Here is a 21,878-nt window from a genome sequence, read left to right as displayed (position 1 = left end):
TCGGAGGAGATATTCATGTCTAAAGTAACAGTCTTTGGTACAGGAAGTTTCGGTACAGCTTTAGCAAATGTTTTAGCTGAAAATGGACACCAAGTATTGATGTGGGGTAAAAACGAACAAACAATCAATGAAATTAATGAACAACACATCAATAGTAAATATTTAAAAACAGCTAAGATCAATGATTCAATCAAAGCAACATTAGATATAAAAGCTGCTGTAAATTTTTCTAAAGTCTTTTTAATGGCATTGCCTACAAAAGCTATGAGATCAGTAGCAAGCGAAATTGATTCACTTTTATCAACTCCAAAAACATTTATACATGTAGCAAAAGGAATAGAAAACGATACTTATAAACGTGTTTCTGAAATGTTAGAGGATTCTATTTCAGCAGAATATAATGCAGGTATCGGTGTATTATCAGGTCCAAGTCATGCAGAAGAAGTTGTCATCAAACAACCAACGACAGTTGTCGCATCTTCTAAGTCACCTGAAGTAAGTAAATTAACACAAGACTTATTCATGAATGATTACTTACGCGTTTATACAAATGAGGATCTTGTAGGCGTTGAATTAGGTGGCGCGTTAAAAAATATCATCGCTGTAGCAAGTGGTGTAATCTCAGGCATGGGCTTCGGAGACAACGCTAAAGCCGCACTCATGACTAGAGGTTTAGCAGAAATTAGCCGATTAGGTGAAAAACTAGGTGCTGACCCTATTACTTTCTTAGGTTTAGGTGGCATTGGTGACTTAATCGTTACATGTACATCTACGCATTCTAGAAACTACACATTAGGCTTTAAATTGGGTGAAGGAAAATCATTAGACACAGCGTTAGATGAGATGGATATGGTTGTCGAAGGTGTATATACCACAAAATCAGTTTATCATTTAGCAAAATCGCAAAATGTTGACATGCCAATAACTAACGCACTTTATAGTGTTTTATTTGAAAACAGACCTGTAGATGAGAGTGTTAAAGACCTTATGGGACGTGGAAAAAATCTGAATAAAGAAGCATTATTACACTTTTTAACAAATATATAGCAATTTGTTGTTAAAATCCTATTATTTCAACGTTTTCTGCGCATAAATCATTGCAGTTGCAGTATTCGTTGTGTTAAAGTCATACCATAATGATATTAAGTATCATTATAAACCCTAGGGGAGGTGAATTCATAATGAACAAGACAGATTTAATCAATGCTGTTGCAGAACAAGCTGATTTAACTAAAAAAGAGGCTGGTTTAGCTGTAGATGCAGTATTCGAATCAATTCAATCATCACTTTCTAAAGGTGAAAAAGTACAATTAATTGGATTCGGTAACTTCGAAGTACGCGAACGTGTTGCTCGTAAAGGCCGTAACCCACAAACAGGTAAAGAAATTGATATCCCTGCAAGCAAAGTTCCAAGCATTCAAAGCCGGTAAAGCATTAAAAGACGCAGTTAAATAATTCTTTACTAAAACTAAAGCCCTTTTATAAGGGGCTTTTTCTTTTTTTATACACTTTTAATCTAAGAACGTTAAACAATTTGCATTTATTTATACTTAATATGATATCATTCGATATAATGATGATATAAATTAAATATTGTAATTGTCATAGCGCTTAATATAAATTAAATTATACATACATAAATCAGAAAAATTAAACGTTTCATTACACTGAAAATGTATTTGTACAAATACATCATACATAAATATTTACCGCTTTAACTATCGTTGATTTTATTTTTCTCTATATAATGTTAATATGTATATGGATAATAACGTGAGGTGTGAACATGGAAACGACATTAAGCATATTAGAAAAACAAATTGTACATCGACTTAAAGGTATACATTATTATGAATCTATAGCTATTGATGAAAACTTAGCGCAAATTCTCGATTCATATGATATTCCTGAAGAAGCTAGATTAGCTTGCCTCACAATAGATACTGCGATGCGTCATTTAGACGAAGTTTCTACAACGTTATCGTCTAAAAAGTCTATTTTAATTGGTGACTTATTGAGCGCACATTTTTATACATTATTAGCAAAGTTAAACGCTCCAACTTATCAAAAAGAAATAAGTGCGGCAATCGTTGAAGTGAATGAAATGAAGTCATCCATACATCACGATGCACTTACTAAAGAGCACATCAGTCAATATATATTAAAAGTTGAAAACCTATTTCCACGTATTACAATTCAACATTTTGCTCCTGATGCCAATCTTGAATCAATCAATGATAAATTATTAGCGAACTTAGCTGAAAAGCATCCTTCTTATTTAAGTAAATTTTCTAAAGATGAATTAATAACATTTTTAGGTGAAATAAAGTCTGAAATACATTCAAAAAAGAGGTAATTAAATATGGCAGATAATAAAGCAAAAAAAGAACAAGTACATGACGTTTTTCAAAATATTTCTGGCAAGTACGATCGCCTAAATAATATTATTAGCTTTGAGCAACATAAGACTTGGAGAAAACGTGTTATGAAAGAAATGAACGTTAAACCTGGTAGTAAAGCTTTAGACGTATGTTGTGGTACTGCTGATTGGTCTATTTCACTCAGTAAGGCTGTAGGACCTACAGGTGAAGTCATTGGTGTAGATTTCAGTGAAAACATGCTCGAAGTCGGCAAAGGTAAAACACAAGATATGCATAATATACAACTTGTACATGGTGATGCAATGAATCTACCATTTGAAGACAATGAATTTGATTATGTAACTATTGGGTTTGGTTTACGTAATGTACCTGATTATCTAGCTACACTTAAAGAATTATACAGAGTGCTTAAACCAGGTGGTATGGTCGTCTGTTTAGAAACTAGCCAACCTACAACACCAATATTCAAACAAGGTTATAAACTTTATTTTAAATTTATAATGCCTATTTTCGGTAAAGTTTTTGCAAAATCTAAAGATGAGTATGAATGGTTGCAACAATCTACTTTTGATTTTCCAGATAAAGAAAAATTAAAACGTCTGTTTGGTCAAGCGGGTTTCAGTAACATAAAAATACGTAGCTTTACAGGTGGCGTTGCGACGATGCACCTTGGCTATAAATAAAAATGAATCAACCAAAGGTGATTAACGTGTCAAAGTTAAACATGAATAGTGAAATAAAGAAAATCGAAAAGCGATTAGAACAATCTCTTATAAGCAATGATAAAGTACTAGAAGATGCTTCTTATCATTTGTTTTCTTCAGGTGGTAAACGCGTTAGACCTGCCTTTGTAATTTTAAGTAGCCAATTTGGTAAAGAAATGAATGAGGATGTTTATCGTGTAGCTGTTGCGCTTGAATTAATCCATATGGCAACTTTAGTTCACGATGACGTCGTAGATAAGAGTGATAAACGTCGAGGAAGCTTAACTATAGCTAAAAAATGGGATCAAAATACTGCTATTCTTGCCGGTAATTTTTTACTTGCATCAGCACTTGAACATATTTCAAACATTGAAGATAACCGTATTCATTCGGTGATTTCAAATGCAATCGTTGAAGTATGTATGGGGGAGCTATTTCAATTCCAAGACCAATTTAATGGTTATCAAACAATCACGAGTTATTTGCGTAGAATTAATCGCAAAACAGCATTACTAATACAATTATCTACTGAAGTAGGTGCGATTGCTTCTGGTGCCGATCTGAAAACAGTTCACAACTTAAAAATGATTGGCCATTATATTGGCATGAGTTTTCAAATTGTGGATGACATCCTGGATTTTACAAGTACAGAAAAAATTAGGAAAACCAGTTGGTAGTGATTTGATGAATGGTCATATCACTTTACCCGTATTATTAGAAATGAGAAAGCACCCAGAATTCAAAGCGCAGATACAACAACTTACTCCAGACTCAGATCAAGAAACGTTTGACTACTGTATTCAACGTATTCAATCATCTGATGTTATACAACAATCACAAGTAATTAGTGATAAATATTTAGATAAAGCCTTAAACCTACTTGATCAATTGGAAAGCGAAGTCGCTAAGCCCTTGTTTAAGAAATTAATTAAAAAAGTTGGAAAAAGAAATTTATAAGTTACATGAAAAGCATTGAAAGCGCTTTAATTACCTGTTAATATATTAATGTATCTCAAAACATAATATTTTATTGATACATAGTCATGTACATTATTACTGTACAATTGATACATAACAAACAGGGGGATTCACACATTATGGAAAGAACATTTCTAATGATTAAACCAGACGCGGTACAACGCAATTTGGTAGGAGAAATCATTTCTCGTATTGAACGAAAAGGACTAAAACTTGTAGGCGGTAAATTTATGACTGTACCACAGTCACTTGCAGAAGAACATTATGCAGAACACACAGATAAACCGTTCTATAACAAATTGATTGACTTCATCACTTCTGCACCAGTATTCGCTATGGTAGTTGAAGGTGAAGATGCCGTAAATATTTCGCGTCATATTATAGGTAAAACTAATCCGTCTGAAGCTACACCAGGCACAATTAGAGGAGACTTAGGTTTAACTGTAGGTAGAAACATTATTCATGGTTCAGACTCAGTAGACTCAGCTAAAAAAGAAATTAACCTTTGGTTTAAAGCTGAAGAATTAAGTGATTATACTGGATCACGTGAAGCATGGTTATACGAATAATATTAACTTCAATAAATAATAGGCTTCATAATGATGAATTTTTAAAATATAAAAAGCTAACTGAAATTTAATTAATTCAGTTAGCTTTTTATATTTTACGTCTACCATTTAGTGAAACACTAAAGTGAGTATAGAGTATAAAATAGCCTTCTGATATCTAAATAACCTTATAGATGGAGAGAACGAAATCAAATTTTAACCTTTACTTTCTTTTCCACCCTAAGTAATAAATAATATTGGAAAATGATAATGTTTCTATATAAAATCTAAAGTTCTTACTATAAAAAATATTCAAATGTTACACTTAAAACATGGAAGTTTTCATAAGATTCAATATTTGTAAATTTTTCTGTTAATTTGAACAATTGAATGTGATAAGATATAGAGAATATTATAATTTAAAGTACTAAAGGAACGGAGTGGGAAAAGTATGAGATATTTAACTTCTGGTGAATCACATGGACCACAGTTAACTGTAATTATTGAAGGTGTACCAACAAATCTAGAAATCAACGTAGCAGATATTAATGAAGAAATGTTTAAACGACAAGGTGGCTACGGAAGAGGTCGTCGCATGCAAATTGAAAAGGATGCAGTTGAAATTGTTTCAGGAGTGCGTAATGGATATACTTTAGGTAGTCCAATTACATTGATTGTTACAAATGATGACTTCACACATTGGAAGAAAATTATGGGCGCTGATCCAATTAGTGAAGAAGATCAAGACAATATGAAACGTGTAATTACCAAACCACGTCCTGGCCACGCTGATTTAATTGGTGGTATGAAATACAATCATAGAGACTTAAGAAACGTGTTAGAACGTTCTTCAGCAAGAGAAACTGCCGCACGTGTTGCAGTTGGTGCAGTTTCTAAAATTTTGTTAAAACAATTAGATATTAATTTTTATAGTAGAGTGGTTGAAATTGGTGGCATCAAAGATGATATTGAATATGATCTTGAAACAATTAAAGCTAATATCGATAAAAATGATGTTCGCGTTGTAAATGATGAGATAGCTCAAGAAATTCGCGATAAAATTGACTCAGCTAAAAAAGCAGGTGATACAATCGGCGGTGTAGTCCAAACAATTGTTGAAGGCTTACCAGTAGGTATTGGTAGCTATGTACATTACGATCGTAAACTTGACGGTAGAATTGCTCAAGGCGTTGTAAGTATTAATGCATTTAAAGGTGTAAGCTTTGGTGAAGGTTTTAAAGCAGCTGAGAAACCAGGCAGTGAAATTCAAGATGAAATCTTGTATGATACTTCGAATGGTTACTACAGAGGTTCCAATCACTTAGGTGGCTTTGAAGGTGGTATGTCTAATGGTATGCCTATTGTGGTTAATGGTGTAATGAAACCCATCCCAACACTTTACAAGCCACTAAACTCCGTTGATATTAATACAAAAGAATCATTTAAAGCTTCTATTGAGCGTTCCGACAGTTGTGCTGTACCTGCAGCAAGTGTTGTAGTTGAGAATGTCGTAGCATTTGAAATTGCAAAAGCATTACTTGAAGAATTCCAAAGTAATCATATAGAGCAATTAAAATCACAAATAGACGAACGTCGTTTATTAAATATAGAATACTAAGTAGCAATTTAAAATTTATGAAGTAACTAGGTGAGCATATGAAATTAGAAACTACTTATACATCCAATAACTATCCAATTATTGTAGAACACCATGCATTAGATCAATTACATCAATATATTAATGATTATAAAGATGTTGTGTTGGTAGTTGATGAAACGGTAAATAATAATTGGAATGAAACGATAGATTTTATCACTTCTGAATATGGCGCACATAAACTTATCATCCCTTCTGGTGAAGCGACCAAATCGTTAGCCTTTTATGAAGAAACGATTGAAGTATTACTCAGTAAACAATTGACGCGTGACACTTGTTTAATCGCAGTTGGCGGTGGCGCTACCGGCGATTTCACAGGATTCCTTGCCGCAACCTTATTAAGAGGCGTAGATTTTATTCAAGTACCAACGACAATTCTTGCACATGATTCAAGTGTAGGAGGCAAGGTAGGTATTAATTCTAAACATGGTAAGAATTTAATAGGTGCCTTTTATAGACCTAATGCTGTCATTTATGATTTGAACTTTCTAACAACTTTACCTTATGGAGAAATTTTAAGTGGGTATGCAGAAGTTTATAAACACGCCTTATTGAGTGACATGGAAGCTGTGCAAAATATTGAAACACAATACCCTGATCAGCCGACACTCGCTTCGTTAAATGAAATTGAATATTATTTATTTAAAGGTATCCAAACGAAATTAAATATTATCGTCAAAGATGAAAAAGAATCCAATGTCCGTAAATTTTTAAATTTAGGTCACACATTTGGACATGCAGTTGAATACAATTTTAAAATTCCTCATGGCCATGCAGTGATGATAGGCATTATTTATCAATTTATTGTTGCTAATAAAGTCTTAAATAGAGATTTTGATATATCTCATTATATTAATTATTTAGTTTCATTAAATTATCCATTAGATATCATTAATGAATTTGAGTTTGAAGCCTTATATCAGCTCATGTTAAAAGATAAGAAAAATGATCAACAAGGCGTCCAAATGGTATTATTGGATGGCATTGGCAATCCTGTGGTAAAACACATAGATAAGCCAACACTTCTACATGCATTCACAGATTTCCTAACATATTTTAAAAAGTAGGTGGATTTTTTGACAAACAGTAAAACAATTGACATTAACGGACCATTGATTGGTGAAATAGAAGTGCCAGGAGATAAATCAATGACACATAGAGCCATTATGTTAGGTTCTCTTGCATCTGGCTCCTCTACAATATATAAACCGCTTCTTGGTGAAGATTGTCTGAATACAGTGGAAATTTTCCAGCAATTAGGTGTTGAAATTACTGTTGGCGAAGATAAAATAGAAATTAATTCGCCTGGTTATAAACACTTCAAAACGCCTCATCAAGTACTGTATACAGGTAATTCTGGTACAACGACACGTTTGGTCGCCGGTCTGTTAAGTGGTTTAGGTATTGAAACTGTTATATCAGGTGATGAATCTATTGGTAAAAGACCGATGGACAGAATTATGAAACCTTTAAGCTTAATGAACGCTAATATAACAGGCGTGGATAATAATTACACACCGCTAATCATTAAACCAGCACAAATTAATGGCATGTCTTATCAGATGGAAGTTGCGAGTGCACAAGTAAAAAGTGCAATTTTATTCGCAAGTTTGTTTGCAGAAGAGGCGACAACTGTTAAAGAACTAGGCACAACACGTAATCATACAGAAACGATGTTCCAACATTTCCATATTCCTGTTACTACTGATAGGAAAACGATAGAAATGCCAAAACGAGGGATCGAACACATTCACCCCGTAGATTTCCATGTGCCAGGCGATATTTCTTCAGCAGCATATTTTATAGTGGCGGGCTTGATAACAAAAGACAGTGATATTACAATTCACAATGTTGGCGTAAACCCAACACGTTCAGGTATTATAGATATCGTGAAACAAATGGAAGGGAACATTACGCTATTCAACCAAACAGATGGTCCAGAACCAACTGCTTCAATTCGCATACAATATTCTCCTGATATGAAGCCAATCCAAATTAATGGCGATTTAGTACCAAGAGCAATTGACGAAATCCCAATTGTAGCATTACTATGTTCACAAGCTGAAGGTACAAGTATTGTAAAAGATGCAGAAGAATTGAAAGTTAAAGAAACAAATCGTATTGATACAACTGCGAATATGCTAAATTTATTAGGATTTATGTTACAACCAACAAGTGATGGTATGGTTATTCATCCTTCTACTTTAAAGCAAACAGCAACAGTCGATAGTTTTACTGATCATCGTATAGGTATGATGCTTGCAATTGCATCATTATTAACAGATGAATCGTTAACTATTAATCAATTCGATGCTGTAAATGTTTCTTTCCCAGGTTTCTTAACGAAGTTAAAACAATTAGAAAAAGAGGGATAAAAGTATGGAAGATATCTATAAACTCATAGACGATATCAACTTACAAAAATTAGATAACTTAGACACTCGTGTGAATGAAGCATTAAGTTCTCCAAAGGACGATGCACTTTTTATACTTGGTGAAACGTTATATAATTACGGTTTAATGCCTCAAGGGCTTGAAGTATTCCGTACGTTATACCATAAATATCCTGATGAAAGTGAATTGCTTATTTACTTCATCGAAGGTTTAATGGCTGAGAATCAAACTGATGAAGCTTTAGAATATTTAAACCAAGTTGAGTTATCAACTGAACGTTTAATGTTAGAAGCTGATTTATATCAACAATTAAATATGTTAGAAGTTGCGATAGATAAATTGGTTGACGCCATAGATATAGAACCAAATGATCCAATCATACACTATGCACTTGCTGAATTATTGTATTTTGACGGACAATACCTACGTGCAGTTTCTGAATACGAAACTGTGCTTGAAACAGGCGAATATCAAGTGAATGGCACAAATTTATTTTCTCGCTTAGCAGACTGTAGTTTGCAAAGTGGAAACTACAGTGATGCGATTAAAATGTTCGATGAAATTAATGAAGAAGAAATGGTATCTGAAGATTACTTTAAAAAAGCGATTGCTTATGAAAAAAATGAGCTCTCTCAAGAAGCGATTAATTTAGTTCAAACACTATTATCTAAAGATCCAGACTTCTTACAAGGCTATTTTTATCTGCAACAACTTTATGAAAATGAACATAACCATGCAGAAGCCATTGAAATTGGTAAAGAAGGCTTGAGATTAAGTCAATTTTATAAAGAGTTGATGGTATCAACAGGCAGTATAGCAATTGAACATGGCGATGCTAATGAAGGTGTACAATTATTACTGCAAGCCTTAGAAGTTGATAATGCTTATCAAGAACCACTTTTAATCCTAAGTGATTTATATAGACAGGAAGAAGACTACGAGGCACTTATAGCATTATTGAAATATGTTGACGAAGAAGATTTAGATCCCGTCTTTATGTGGCATTTAGCATTTGCATTAGGACAAGAGGAACGTGACAAAGAAGCACAACATTTCTTTGAATTAGCATATCCAACATTGCACACGCAATCTGCGTTTCTAAGTGATTATTATTTCTATCTAGTTGAAATCGGACAAATTGAACAAGCAAAAGCAATGCTAAATCAATTACTTGAATTAGATCCAAGCAATGAAACATGGCATGATGAAGCAGAAAGATTATTATCTTTCTAGTCAAGGAAGGTGATTAAGATGAGCAATACCCTACAACAAGTGAAAGCTAATTTCATTGAATATCTGCTTTTTCAATATCAGTTTAAATCTAGGATTAGTGTGTGGGTATTAAACTTAATTAAGTCTTCACCTGAGTTATTGCAACAAATCCATTTTGTGGATGAACTCATTTCCGAACATCATATATTGGAAATTGCTATGGAAGATACTGATCAACAAGGTATTAGGTTTACACTTAAAAATCAACAGTTGATTAATAGTGACGAAATCTTCAATTATGTAGCAAACGATGCTGTGTCTTTTGATATCAAACTGCATTTTAGTAAAACACTATCAAGAGAATCTCGTTTAGATGAATTATTATTAATGCAATTGTTACATTCACCATACTATGCTATGTATATGCAAGACATCTATAGTATCCCACTATCAAAACAAAGCGAGTCCTCTATAATCACACATTTACAAGATAATATTGATTTAAGTTTACAATTGCATGATAAAGCACTGTTTTATCAATTAACTCAAATCCTTAATACTTTTGAGTTAAGAAATGTAAATAAAACAATGAAGGATTGACCTTATGAATATAAAATATTTATGGCATTTACTCATTTATAATAAAGGTGTACTTTACTTTCTGCTTATTTGTAATTTATTAGGCACGATATATGGTTATATATGGTATGGCAGTCAACTGAGCGTGTCCAGTTGGCAGTTCGTACCGTTTGTGCCAGATAGTCCAACAGCTTCATTATTTTTATGTATTGCACTCATTGGACTCATCGCAGGTAAGAACTTACCAATTATAGAAGCTTTGGCTTTTGTATCGTTGATAAAATACGGTGTATGGGCTGTTATTATGAACATTATTATGTTTATCCAATATGACTCGGTTACAATCATTGGCTGTATGCTTATCCTTTCTCACGGTATAATGGCTATAGAGGCATTTTTCTTTTATCCAAGGTTTAAAATCACTATACCGCTTTTACTATTGCTGTGATATGGGTATTCCATAATGACATTATTGATTATGTATTTATGCAATATCCTTACTATGATTTTATTGCTAGCCATATTGAAGGTGTTGCTTATCTCGCGTTTTGGTTAAGTGTCATACCTTTAGTGCTATATTTAAATTTAACTCGATTTAAAAAGGATAAAATATTTGACCATCATTAACGTTCACAGTAAAATGTTTATAAAGGAGTGAGGATTTTTGTCTTTTATCTATATGATTATATACTTTGTTATTCTAATGGTATTGCCTTTATGGGCGCAACACAAAGTTAAGTCTAATTATGAAAAGTATTCACAAGTAAGATCGACAAGTGGTAAGACTGGTCAAGAAGTTGCTATAGAAATACTTCATGCAAATGGCATTTATGATGTAGATGTCGTCGAAGGAAAAGGGTTCTTAACAGATCATTATGATCCTAAAAAGAAAGTCCTTGTGTTATCACCAGCTAACTTCAGTAGACCTTCAGTTGCTCGGTACAGCAATCGCAGCTCACGAAGTTGGACATGCGATACAACACGCAGAAGGTTATTTCTTCTTAAGATTCAGAACATCTTTAGTACCACTGGCTAACGTAGGTAGTTCAATTGGTTACTTAGCAGTATTTGCGGGTATTATTTTAACTACTATGCAAAGCACTTTAGGTTCTACAGCATTATGGATTGGTATTGCGTTCATGTCTCTTGCAGTATTATTCTCAATCGTTACACTACCAGTTGAATTTAACGCAAGTAGTAGAGCGATGAAACAAATAAAAAGCTTAGACATTGTTAATGAAAAAGAACACCGCCATGCTAAAAAAGTACTTACAGCAGCAGCAATGACTTACGTTGCATCAACTGCAGTTGCATTAGCAGAACTTGCAAGATTTATTCTTATTGCTAGATCAAGTGAATAATAATATAAATGAGGTTGAGACATAATTACATGTCTCAACCTCATTTTTTATAGTCACCTTTGCCGAAGTGAGACGGTGAAATCTTATTACAAAAATTAGATTTATGTCTCGCTCCCATTTTTTATTTAAAAGACATTCCGCTCATTACAAAGTTAAATCTCACATTAAAAACACATCAAAGCAAAAACATTAATTTACCTATTTTAAAAAAGAAGCATGCACTACTTAATTACGTGTAATAATGAAATAAACAAATTAAAAAGATCATAGTCAAATAGTAAATAATATAACGGTTAACTATTGCGGGAATAATGCATGAAGCCTAAAATTAGTCTATACTATATAAGAAACCGTTAGAATGTGAGGCGTATATGATGAAGACTATGAAAAATATGCAAACTGAAGTGGACGACTATATTGGTCAATTTAAAACAGGGTATTTCTCTCCCTTAGCTAATCTTGCGCGATTAACTGAAGAGGTTGGTGAACTGGCAAGAGAGATTAATCACTACCACGGTGAGAAAAAGAAAAAAGAGACAGAAGCCGAAAATACAATTAAAGCAGAACTAGGCGATAATTTATTCGTTTTATTATGTATTGCCAATTCTTTAGATATTGATATGACAGAAAGCTTTGATGAAACAATGAATAAATTTAATACTCGTGATAAAGATCGTTTTGAACGCAAATAAATTAATTTGAAATAGAAAGGGTGTCCCACCTTATGAAAATAGGCATTACTTGTTACCCATCTATGGGTGGTTCTGGAATCATCGCCACTGAATTAGGCATAAAGCTTGTTGAACGAGGGCATGACATCCATTTTATTACATCTAATATACCTTTTAGAATACGAAAACCATTACCAAATATCACATTTCACCAAGTTGAAGTCAATCAGTATGCTGTTTTCCAGTATGCTCCTTATGACATAACTTTAAGTACTAAAATTGCTGAGGTTATCAATGAGTATGATTTAGATTTGTTACATATGCACTATGCAGTGCCTCATGCAGTTTGTGGTATCTTAGCAAAACATATGTCCAAAAAGGACATTAAAATTATGACTACATTGCACGGGACTGATATAACTGTTCTAGGTTATGATCATTCTTTAAAAAATGCAATTAAGTTTGGTATAGAAGAAAGTGATATTGTGACGAGTGTAAGCCAGTCACTTGCGAAACAAACTAATGATATTATTGAGACAGATAAAGAAATTGTTCCAATATATAATTTTGTTCGAGAAAATGAATTCCCAACAAAACCTGATGTACAAACTGAAGAAAATGAACAATTAAAAGCTTGTTATGGTATTAAACCAGAAGAGAAGGTTTTAATTCATGTTTCAAACTTCAGAAGCGTAAAACGTATCGATACTATTATCGATACATTTGCAAAAGTACATAAATCTATGCCATCAAAATTATTATTATTAGGCGATGGTCCAGAATTAATGGATATGAAACAAAAAGCACGTGATCTAAATATTGAAGATGAAGTTCTTTTTTTAGGAAAACAAAATTGGGTTAGTGAATTTTATCAAATTTCAGACTTAGTCTTACTACTAAGTGAAAAAGAAAGTTTTGGCCTAACACTACTTGAAGCAATGAAATCCGGAGTAGTGCCAATTGGTTCTACGGTCGGTGGAATTAAAGAAGTCATTAAACATGAAGATACCGGTTTTTTAGTTGATGTAGGTGATAGTACAAGCGCAAGCCAGTATGCCTTAAAATTACTCACAGATGCAAAGCTTTATAAAACAATGCAAACACGCATGCTAGCAGATGTCTCAGAACGCTTTTCGTCTGACTTAATTGCAGATCAATATGAGTATTACTACAAAAAAATGTTAGAGGGTAACAATGACTAAAACATTATTCGAAGCGGCAAAGCCGATTTTAGAAACTTTACAAAAACATCATTACCAAGCATTTTATGTTGGTGGCGCAGTTAGAGATTACTTAATGCAAAAACCAATTCATGATATCGATATTACGACTAGTGCCACACCAGATGAAATTGAAGCAGTATTTGATAAGACCATTCCTATTGGTAGGGAGCATGGTACGATTAATGTCGTCTATAATGGCGATCAATATGAAGTGACAACCTTTCGTGCAGAAGGGGAATATGATGATCATCGCAGACCTAATGAAGTCTTTTTCGTAAGAGACTTATACGAAGACGTAAAACGAAGAGATTTTACAATGAATGCCATTGCTATGGATGTGAATTATCAAATCCATGATTACTTTGATGGTCTAAAAGATATAGAACAGCGATTAATCAAGACAGTTGGCAATCCAACAGAACGATTTAACGAAGATACGTTACGAATTATTAGAGGATTGCGCTTTCAATCACAACTTGGCTTTACGTTAGAGAAAGCCACATTTAATGGTATGCATGCCCATATAGCAGATATTGCGCATTTATCTATTGAACGTATCGTAATTGAACTTAAAAAATTAACATTAGGTCAATATGTGGCTCAAAGTTTCAATAATTTAAAGTATTTTAATGCATTTAATTATATACCATTTTTTAACCGTTTTGACTTATCAAAATTCATATTAGAAGAACCAATATCATTATCAATGTTAATTGCATTCTTAAAAGCACAACAACCTGATGTTGACACACAGCTCTCGGATTTGAAAATTAGCAACAATGAAAAGAAATATATCACCAGACTCGAACGTATGTTACAACAAATGCCAGAAATCCAAAGCAAACAAAATTTGAAGTTATTTGTTTATGATTATGGCAAAGAAGATATACTACAAGTATTAAGTTATGAACGCATGCTCAATGACAACAATATTATGAAGGTATCTCCATTTATTTTTAACGTCGCTTCCATCAATGAAGTTAGCCAAAAATTACCGATTTCCTCAAGAAAAGAAATGGATATAGATGGCAAAGATATATTACAAGCATTAGATAAACCGAGTGGCGCATGGCTTAAATCCATATTACGTCAGGTTGAATGTGCCATCATATCAGATGAGGTCAAAAACTTTAAACCAGAACTGCTAAAGTGGGTGAAAACACATGTCCAAATATAGTAAAGATGTTGTTCAAATATTGTATCAACACCAACCTGATTATATATCGGGTCAGTTTATAGCAGAACAATTAAGTATTTCACGTACAGCCGTAAAGAAAGTAATAGATCAACTTAAGTCGGAAGGATGTCAGATTGATTCAGTGAATCATAAAGGGCATCGCTTAATCCAATTACCTGATAAATGGTATAGTGGCATTGTCCTACCAATGCTAAAAGCACAAAATGTATTTGATCAAGTTGAAATATTGGAAAGTATTAATTCAACTCAATTATTGGCTAAGCAAAAATTAGTAGGTAATACAAATACGTTTCTTATTTTAAGTGATGAACAAACACAAGGTAAAGGTCGATTCAATAGACCTTGGTCATCCTCCAAAGGAAAAGGCTTGTGGATGTCGATTGTGCTACGCCCTGATGTACCTTTTGAAATGATAACAAAATTCAATTTATTTATGGCTCTAGGAATAAGAGATGCGATACAACAGTTCAGTATCGATCCGGTTACCATTAAATGGCCAAATGATATTTATATAAATAAACAAAAAGTTTGTGGCTTTTTGACAGAAATGGTTGCGAATAGTGATGGTATTGAAGCGGTAATTTGTGGCATTGGTATTAATATGAATCACTTACAAGAAGATTTTAGTGAAGAACTGCAACAAAAAGCCACAAGTGTCCGCATTCATGCTGACGAAAAAATTAATCGTTACTATTTTTTACAATCACTTGTAAGTAATATTGAATACCGATATAAACAATTTCTTACAGAACCATTTTCAACTATTCGAGAAGAATACATAGTAGCCTCGAATATTTGGAACAAAACATTAAGATTTACAGAAAATGGTAGACAATTCCACGGAGAAGCAGTTGATATTGATGAAGATGGGTTTTTACTTGTTTTGGATGAAGCAAACAATCAACATCGTTTAATCAGTGCGGATATAGAATTTTAACCTCGTTGAAAGGAGGAATGAGAATGACAAAACCGTGTTATGCCGTTATGGATTTAGAAACAACAGGAAATCAATTAGACTATGATGAAATTATTCAAATAGGTATTACTTTTGTTCGAGAAAATAAAATAATCGGCACGTACCATTCAATGATTAAAACAGATTTAGAAATTCCTCCTTTTATACAAGCATTAACGTCAATAGAAGAAGCAATGTTAAATCAAGCACCATATTTCCATGAAATAGCTGAAGATATTTATAAACAAATAGATGGGTGTATCTTTGTGGCACACAACGTTGCTTTCGATTTGAATTTCATAAAAAAATCTTTTAAAAATTGTGATATCAAATATCGTCCAAAAAAAGTAATGGATACGTTAGAATTATTTAAAGTCGCTTTTCCAACAGATAAAAGTTATCAGTTAAGTGAGTTAGCAGAAGCACATGGTATTGTTCTAAACAACGCACACCGCGCTGACGAAGATGCCGCAACAACAGCGCAACTTATGATACTCGCATTTGAGAAATTCGAAACGTTACCTTTAGATACTTTGAAACAACTATATTATTTAAGTAAGAATTTAAAATATGACTTACATGATATTTTATTTGAAATGGTGCGTAATCATGAAGATAAACCACTAGAAGATGTTTATGACCAATTCGAACAAATTATTTATAAAAAACAAAAAGATTTCAAGGCACCTACAGTAGATTTTGATGGTACTTTGAAAGATTTATATACCTTGATTACTAAGGAACTTAGTTTGACCTATCGACCACAACAATTGTATCTATCTGAGATTATTTTAGAACAATTAATGAATAGTGAAAAAGCAATGATTGAAGCACCACTTGGTAGTGGCAAGTCATTTGCATATTTACTCGCATCATTAATGTATAATATTGAAACTGGTAAACACGTAATGATTTCAACTAATACTAAATTATTACAAAACCAATTGTTGGAAAAAGATATACACGCGCTTAAACAAGCTTTAGATTTCAAAATAAATGCTACTTTAATAAAAAGTAAACGTGATTATATCTCATTAGGTTTAATCAGCCAAATTTTGAAAGAAGAAGCCAGTAATTACGAAGTCGGCATATTAAAAATGCAATTATTAATTTGGATTACCGAAACAGATACAGGTGATATTCAAGAACTAGATTTAAAAGGCGGGCAAAAAATGTATTTCGAACAAAAGCTAGAGACTTATGTGCCTGTTCGCAACGATATACATTACTTCAATTTCATTAAACGAAATGCTCAAAATATTCAAATTGGTATTACAAATCATGCTCATTTAATACATGTCTGCTCATGATAATTCTATATATCAATTATTTGATGATTGTATTATCGACGAAGCACATCGTTTGCCTGACTATGCTTTAAGCCAAGTGACTAATGAATTGAGTTATTCTGATATTAAATATCAACTTGGCTTAATTGGTAAGACAGAAAATGAAAAGCTACTTAAATCTATCGATCATTTAGAACAACAAAGAATTCTTGAAAAATTAGATATACCGCCTATAGATGTTTTCGGATTAAAAACAACAGTCAATGAGATACATGATTTAAATGAGCAATTATTCACTACTATTTTTGACATCATTCAAAGTTCTGAAGTGCATGATGATGAAGTTCACAAGCTCCATTTTGTCTATCATTTTGACGTTGCACCAATTTTGAACGATTTACATTCAATTATTCATAAACTCAATATGACATTAGAATTCTTCAATGGTATGAGTCATAAAACAATCAAGTCGGTGCGCAAACAAATCCTTTATATTAATGATCGTTTTAAAGAAATTGAACACAGTTTAAAAAATAATCACACAAGTTATTTATCAATTAAAAATATAAATCAAAAATCAACAATTAGACTTAATGTTAAAGACTATGATGTTAAAGAAATATTGACCACACAAGTATTAGATAAATTTAAATCACTTACATTTATTTCAGGTACATTAACGTTTAACCATTCATTTGAAAACTTCAAACATTGGTTTAATAAAGATATCGTCTTTAACACGTATGAGATTGATTCGAAGGTGATGTCACCAAACCAAACTACTGTATTCATACCTAATGATGTAGCTTCATATAATTATAAAAGCATTGATGATTATGTGAGTTCTATTGTTAATTATGTAATTGAGTATATTAACATTGTAGAGTCTAAATGTTTAATACTATTTACAAGTTATAAAATGATGCATATGGTTCAAGAGTTATTAAATGAATTGCCAGAATTTGAAGACTATGTGGTTTTGACACAACAGCAAAATCAAAACTATAAGATTGTTCAACAATTTAATAGTTTTAATAAAGCAATTTTATTAGGTACAGGTACATTCTTTGAAGGTTTTGACTTTCAATCTAATGGTATCAAATGTGTAATGATTGCTAAGTTGCCTTTTATGAATCAAAACAATACAAAATATTGGCTAATGGAGTCTGAGTTTACTTCTACATTCAAAGATTATGTATTACCTGATGCTCGTAACGCGTTTTAGACAGGGTCTTGGTAGATTGATACGTAGCGAAAATGATAAAGGGATTATCGTATCCTTTGATGATCGCTTAATTCGCAGTAATTACAAGCAATTTTTTGAACAATCATTAGAAAGTTATCGTCAAAATAAAGGCGATATCAAACAATTTTCAAGCATACTCAAAAAATTAAAAAAAGAAGACAAACGCAATCAATAAACTTAGCACGCGCAACTAGAACTTATACATCGATTTTGTTAAAATATATAAGGATAAAGAAAAGAAGACTACAATATTATTAGGAGACTGGCTATGAAGACAACGATTAAAGAAGCTAAAAAATATCTAAACCAAGAAGTGACTATTGGCGCTTGGTTAACTAATAAACGTTCAAGTGGGAAAATAGCATTCCTACAATTAAGAGATGGTACGGGCTTTATGCAAGGTGTCGTAGCAAAAGCAGAAGTAACTGAGGAAATATTTAAATTAGCTAAAGAATTAACACAAGAATCATCTATTTATATTACTGGCATTATATCTGAAGATAATCGCTCAGATATTGGTTACGAAATGCAAGTGAAATCTATAGAAGTAATCTCAGAAGCTCATGATTACCCAATTACACCTAAAGACCATGGTACAGAATTTTTAATGGATCATCGTCATTTATGGTTACGTTCTAAAAAACAACATGCTGTAATGAAAATTAGAAATGAGATTATTCGTGCAACTTATGCCTTCTTTAATGACAATGGTTTCACAAAAATTGATCCACCTATTTTAACAGCAAGTGCACCTGAAGGCACAAGCGAGCTATTCCATACAAAATACTTTGATGAAGACGCATTCTTATCTCAAAGTGGACAGCTTTATATGGAAGCTGCTGCAATGGCTCACGGTAGAGTGTTCTCATTTGGTCCGACATTCCGTGCTGAAAAATCTAAAACACGTCGTCATTTAATTGAATTCTGGATGATTGAACCTGAAATGGCTTTTTGTGAACATGCACAAAGTTTAGAAGTCCAAGAACAATATGTAACACATGTTATTCAATCTGTATTAAATAATTGTAAACTTGAACTTAATGTATTAGAGCGTGATACATCTAAACTTGAAAAAGTAACTACACCATTCCCACGTATCACATACGATGATGCTGTAGTATTCTTAAAAGAACAAGGTTTTGACGATATAGAATGGGGCGAAGATTTCGGTTCTCCACATGAAACGGCTATCGCTAATCATTATGATTTACCAGTATTTATCACTAACTATCCAACAAAAATCAAACCTTTCTATATGCAACCAAATCCAGAAAATGAAGATACTGTACTGTGTGCAGATCTCATTGCACCTGAAGGTTATGGCGAAATTATAGGTGGGTCTGAACGTATAAATGACCTTGACTTGCTAGAGCAACGTATTAACGCATATGGCTTAGACGCTGAGAGTTATAGTTATTATTTAGATTTACGTCGTTATGGCAGCGTACCTCATAGTGGTTTCGGTTTAGGATTAGAAAGAACTGTAGCTTGGTTATCAGGTGTAGACCATGTCCGTGAAACTGCACCATTCCCACGCTTACTTAATCGATTATATCCATAATATTTAAAATAAGATTCACAATAAGCGTCCAGTCCACAAATAATGGCTGGACGTTTTTATAGCAATATCAAAGATGGGAGGGGCTACTTTGGATAGAGAACAATTAAAAACGAGACCAGTCGTAATTCGAAAAGAACTACTTGATCATTACAATGAATTAGGTTTAAATGAAACAGAGTTAGTTATTTTAATCAAATTATTACATGCATCAGAAACTTCTAATAAACAACCTTCAATTGAATCTTTACAGCAAGGCTCTGCGTTAGATTCAAGAGAAATCACTTCAATCATTCAAACTCTAATACAACATGATTTACTAGAGCTTAATGTCAATAAAGACGAAGAAGGCAAGTTTACTGAATATATGAACCTTAATCAGTTCTATGATCGATTAAGTGAAATTATGCAACAAATGAATGTAAAACAAGATGAGCACGAATCTGAACTAGAGTTCAATACACTATTTCAAAAAATTGAACAAGCGTTTGGCAGGCCTTTATCTCCATACGAGATAGAAACATTAAATCAATGGTTAGATATAGATAAACATGATTTAAGTGTCATTCAAGTCGCTTTAAATGAAGCAGAGAGCCAAAATAAAATGAGTTTTAAATATATCGATCGTATTTTACTGAATTGGAAAAAGAATAATGTAAAAACGATTGAAGACTCAAAAAAATTAGCCGCCAATTTAACCAACCTAAAATGAAACATACAGTTAGTAAGGTCCCTAAATTTGATTGGCTGAATGGGGAGAATCCAAATGGTAAGTAATAAAAAAGCACTTGAAATGGTTGATGTCATAGCTGATATGTTTCCAAATGCTGAATGCGAACTTGTCCATGACAATGCGTTTGAACTTACAATTGCTGTACTCTTATCTGCACAAACAACTGATATTTCTGTAAATAAACTCACGAAACCTTTATTTGAAAAATATAAAACACCTGAAGATTATTTAAGTGTGGATATTTCAGAATTAGAAAATGATATACGTACTATTGGTTTATATAGAAATAAAGCCAAAAACATTCAAAAATTAAGCCAATCGCTTTTAGATAAATTTGATGGTAAGATTCCTCAAACACACGATGAGTTAGAAAGCTTAGCAGGTGTGGGTAGGAAAACGGCCAACGTCGTTATGAGCGTAGCTTTTGGAGAACCTTCATTAGCTGTAGATACACATGTAGAACGTATCTCAAAACGTTTAGGTATATGCCGATGGAAAGATAATGTACGTCAAGTAGAGGATAAATTGTGTAAAGTAGTTCCTAGAGAAAGATGGAACAAAACACATCATCAACTCATATTTTTCGGTCGCTATCATTGTTTAGCTCGTAAACCAAAATGCGATGTTTGTCCATTATTTGAAGAATGTAGAGAAGGGCAAAAGCGCTATAAAGCAAGTTTGAAAGAGGCATGAATAAAATGATTACAAAAGAAGACTTTACAAAGTTAGAACTGGAATTGGATTCATACGCGAAAGTAAAAAAATTAAAATTACCAGAAGCAAAAAGATTGTTAGATCAATACTTTAATCTGATTCAACTTTACTTTCAACAAATTAATGATATTGAAATGATTGATTTTAATTGCTTAGATGAATATGCTGTCGTTCCAATGAACTTTGAAGAAAGATATCATTATATGATAGCACGTAAATATCATTTTATGGGTTACAGCCAAATGAAAACATTAAAATCAGAACTTATTAAAATGAACGCATCTTATCAAATTCGTCTAAAAAACAAACATTAAACAATTAAAAACAGCGTAAGCTCTCAAAGTTAGGAGACTTACGCTGTTTTTTTATTCATGATTGTATCTGTTTGATGAATTGATATATAAATATACTTTAACTAAAAACAAAGACCCGATTCCAATTAATATGGAAAGCGGGTCTTTTAAAACTAAAATCTTG

16 protein-coding genes and 6 pseudogenes are annotated in these 21,878 nt (G+C 32.6%); all 22 read left to right on the top strand.

What is annotated here, in order from left to right; translation table 11 throughout:
• The first annotated feature begins 15 nt into the window (after nucleotides 1-15).
• Complete coding sequence (locus ABLV95_RS05245) at nucleotides 16-1,047, top strand: NAD(P)H-dependent glycerol-3-phosphate dehydrogenase (protein WP_460876564.1); 1,032 nt, start codon at nucleotides 16-18, stop codon at nucleotides 1,045-1,047.
• 134 nt (nucleotides 1,048-1,181) lie between these two features.
• Nucleotides 1,182-1,455 (top strand): annotated as a pseudogene (locus ABLV95_RS05240) (HU family DNA-binding protein).
• A gap of 331 nt (nucleotides 1,456-1,786) precedes the next feature.
• Nucleotides 1,787-2,356, top strand: coding sequence for a heptaprenyl pyrophosphate synthase subunit A (locus ABLV95_RS05235; RefSeq protein WP_285323195.1), 570 nt, complete (start codon nucleotides 1,787-1,789; stop codon nucleotides 2,354-2,356).
• Between the two features lie 6 nt (nucleotides 2,357-2,362).
• Nucleotides 2,363-3,064, top strand: a complete 702-nt coding sequence (locus ABLV95_RS05230; RefSeq protein ID WP_460876562.1) for a demethylmenaquinone methyltransferase — start codon at nucleotides 2,363-2,365, stop codon at nucleotides 3,062-3,064.
• Between the two features lie 26 nt (nucleotides 3,065-3,090).
• A pseudogene (locus ABLV95_RS05225) lies at nucleotides 3,091-4,042 on the top strand (polyprenyl synthetase family protein).
• A gap of 140 nt (nucleotides 4,043-4,182) precedes the next feature.
• A complete protein-coding gene (ndk, locus tag ABLV95_RS05220) occupies nucleotides 4,183-4,632 on the top strand; it encodes a nucleoside-diphosphate kinase (RefSeq protein WP_069815587.1) in 450 nt (149 codons plus the stop codon).
• A gap of 430 nt (nucleotides 4,633-5,062) precedes the next feature.
• Nucleotides 5,063-6,229, top strand: a complete 1,167-nt coding sequence (gene aroC, locus ABLV95_RS05215) for a chorismate synthase (protein WP_460872661.1) — start codon at nucleotides 5,063-5,065, stop codon at nucleotides 6,227-6,229.
• Between the two features lie 38 nt (nucleotides 6,230-6,267).
• On the top strand, nucleotides 6,268-7,335 hold the full coding sequence (gene aroB / locus ABLV95_RS05210; RefSeq protein WP_460876561.1) for a 3-dehydroquinate synthase: 1,068 nt from the start codon (nucleotides 6,268-6,270) through the stop codon (nucleotides 7,333-7,335).
• A 9-nt stretch (nucleotides 7,336-7,344) separates the two neighbouring features.
• Nucleotides 7,345-8,643, top strand: coding sequence for a 3-phosphoshikimate 1-carboxyvinyltransferase (aroA, locus tag ABLV95_RS05205; protein ID WP_427704414.1), 1,299 nt, complete (start codon nucleotides 7,345-7,347; stop codon nucleotides 8,641-8,643).
• A gap of 4 nt (nucleotides 8,644-8,647) precedes the next feature.
• The gene (locus ABLV95_RS05200) at nucleotides 8,648-9,895 is read left to right on the top strand and encodes a tetratricopeptide repeat protein (protein WP_046465367.1); all 1,248 of its coding nucleotides are present in this window, start codon (nucleotides 8,648-8,650) and stop codon (nucleotides 9,893-9,895) included.
• 18 nt (nucleotides 9,896-9,913) lie between these two features.
• Nucleotides 9,914-10,474 (top strand): YpiB family protein, encoded by a 561-nt coding sequence (locus ABLV95_RS05195; RefSeq protein ID WP_427704415.1) that lies wholly within the window; start codon nucleotides 9,914-9,916, stop codon nucleotides 10,472-10,474.
• A gap of 4 nt (nucleotides 10,475-10,478) precedes the next feature.
• Nucleotides 10,479-11,080 (top strand): annotated as a pseudogene (locus tag ABLV95_RS05190) (DUF1405 domain-containing protein).
• Between the two features lie 37 nt (nucleotides 11,081-11,117).
• A pseudogene (locus tag ABLV95_RS05185) lies at nucleotides 11,118-11,814 on the top strand (zinc metallopeptidase).
• Nucleotides 11,815-12,188: 374 nt separating this feature from the next.
• Nucleotides 12,189-12,506: a nucleotide pyrophosphohydrolase gene (locus ABLV95_RS05180; RefSeq protein WP_285323470.1), complete on the top strand. Its 318-nt coding sequence runs from the start codon at nucleotides 12,189-12,191 to the stop codon at nucleotides 12,504-12,506.
• A gap of 32 nt (nucleotides 12,507-12,538) precedes the next feature.
• Entirely contained in the window at nucleotides 12,539-13,687 is a 1,149-nt protein-coding gene (gene bshA / locus ABLV95_RS05175; RefSeq protein WP_460872660.1) for an N-acetyl-alpha-D-glucosaminyl L-malate synthase BshA, read from the top strand.
• A complete protein-coding gene (locus ABLV95_RS05170; RefSeq protein WP_460876560.1) occupies nucleotides 13,680-14,885 on the top strand; it encodes a CCA tRNA nucleotidyltransferase in 1,206 nt (401 codons plus the stop codon). Before bshA ends, ABLV95_RS05170 begins: the two co-directional genes overlap by 8 nt.
• The gene (locus ABLV95_RS05165) at nucleotides 14,872-15,843 is read left to right on the top strand and encodes a biotin--[acetyl-CoA-carboxylase] ligase (protein ID WP_460872659.1); all 972 of its coding nucleotides are present in this window, start codon (nucleotides 14,872-14,874) and stop codon (nucleotides 15,841-15,843) included. Before ABLV95_RS05170 ends, ABLV95_RS05165 begins: the two co-directional genes overlap by 14 nt.
• Nucleotides 15,844-15,866: 23 nt before the next feature.
• Nucleotides 15,867-18,571, top strand: a pseudogene (locus ABLV95_RS05160) (helicase C-terminal domain-containing protein).
• A gap of 93 nt (nucleotides 18,572-18,664) precedes the next feature.
• A complete protein-coding gene (gene asnS / locus ABLV95_RS05155) occupies nucleotides 18,665-19,957 on the top strand; it encodes an asparagine--tRNA ligase (protein WP_427704419.1) in 1,293 nt (430 codons plus the stop codon).
• An 88-nt stretch (nucleotides 19,958-20,045) separates the two neighbouring features.
• Nucleotides 20,046-20,731 (top strand): annotated as a pseudogene (locus tag ABLV95_RS05150) (DnaD domain-containing protein).
• Complete coding sequence (gene nth / locus ABLV95_RS05145) at nucleotides 20,721-21,380, top strand: endonuclease III (protein ID WP_427704420.1); 660 nt, start codon at nucleotides 20,721-20,723, stop codon at nucleotides 21,378-21,380. The pseudogene ABLV95_RS05150 and the gene nth overlap by 11 nt, the downstream one beginning before the upstream one ends.
• Before the next feature lie 5 nt (nucleotides 21,381-21,385).
• Complete coding sequence (locus ABLV95_RS05140; protein WP_427704421.1) at nucleotides 21,386-21,715, top strand: YpoC family protein; 330 nt, start codon at nucleotides 21,386-21,388, stop codon at nucleotides 21,713-21,715.
• Nucleotides 21,716-21,878 lie beyond the last annotated feature (163 nt).

Source organism: Staphylococcus sp. Mo2-1, from assembly GCF_046721385.1.
GTDB classification, from domain to species: domain Bacteria; phylum Bacillota; class Bacilli; order Staphylococcales; family Staphylococcaceae; genus Staphylococcus; species Staphylococcus equorum_A.
The sequence above is the reverse complement of the archived record's forward strand: the minus strand, read 5'-3'. Positions and strand labels throughout refer to the sequence as shown.

Excerpts from the sequence above, each read along its gene's own strand:
- ABLV95_RS05245 (WP_460876564.1), top strand. The coding sequence starts at position 16 with ATGTCTAAAGTAACAGTCTTTGGTACAGGAAGTTTCGGTACAGCTTTA.
- ABLV95_RS05235 (WP_285323195.1), top strand. The coding sequence starts at position 1,787 with ATGGAAACGACATTAAGCATATTAGAAAAACAAATTGTACATCGACTT.
- ABLV95_RS05230 (WP_460876562.1), top strand. The coding sequence starts at position 2,363 with ATGGCAGATAATAAAGCAAAAAAAGAACAAGTACATGACGTTTTTCAA.
- ndk (WP_069815587.1), top strand. The coding sequence starts at position 4,183 with ATGGAAAGAACATTTCTAATGATTAAACCAGACGCGGTACAACGCAAT.
- aroC (WP_460872661.1), top strand. The coding sequence starts at position 5,063 with ATGAGATATTTAACTTCTGGTGAATCACATGGACCACAGTTAACTGTA.
- aroB (WP_460876561.1), top strand. The coding sequence starts at position 6,268 with ATGAAATTAGAAACTACTTATACATCCAATAACTATCCAATTATTGTA.
- ABLV95_RS05200 (WP_046465367.1), top strand. The coding sequence starts at position 8,648 with ATGGAAGATATCTATAAACTCATAGACGATATCAACTTACAAAAATTA.
- ABLV95_RS05195 (WP_427704415.1), top strand. The coding sequence starts at position 9,914 with ATGAGCAATACCCTACAACAAGTGAAAGCTAATTTCATTGAATATCTG.
- ABLV95_RS05180 (WP_285323470.1), top strand. The coding sequence starts at position 12,189 with ATGAAGACTATGAAAAATATGCAAACTGAAGTGGACGACTATATTGGT.
- bshA (WP_460872660.1), top strand. The coding sequence starts at position 12,539 with ATGAAAATAGGCATTACTTGTTACCCATCTATGGGTGGTTCTGGAATC.
- ABLV95_RS05170 (WP_460876560.1), top strand. The coding sequence starts at position 13,680 with ATGACTAAAACATTATTCGAAGCGGCAAAGCCGATTTTAGAAACTTTA.
- ABLV95_RS05165 (WP_460872659.1), top strand. The coding sequence starts at position 14,872 with ATGTCCAAATATAGTAAAGATGTTGTTCAAATATTGTATCAACACCAA.
- asnS (WP_427704419.1), top strand. The coding sequence starts at position 18,665 with ATGAAGACAACGATTAAAGAAGCTAAAAAATATCTAAACCAAGAAGTG.
- nth (WP_427704420.1), top strand. The coding sequence starts at position 20,721 with ATGGTAAGTAATAAAAAAGCACTTGAAATGGTTGATGTCATAGCTGAT.
- ABLV95_RS05140 (WP_427704421.1), top strand. The coding sequence starts at position 21,386 with ATGATTACAAAAGAAGACTTTACAAAGTTAGAACTGGAATTGGATTCA.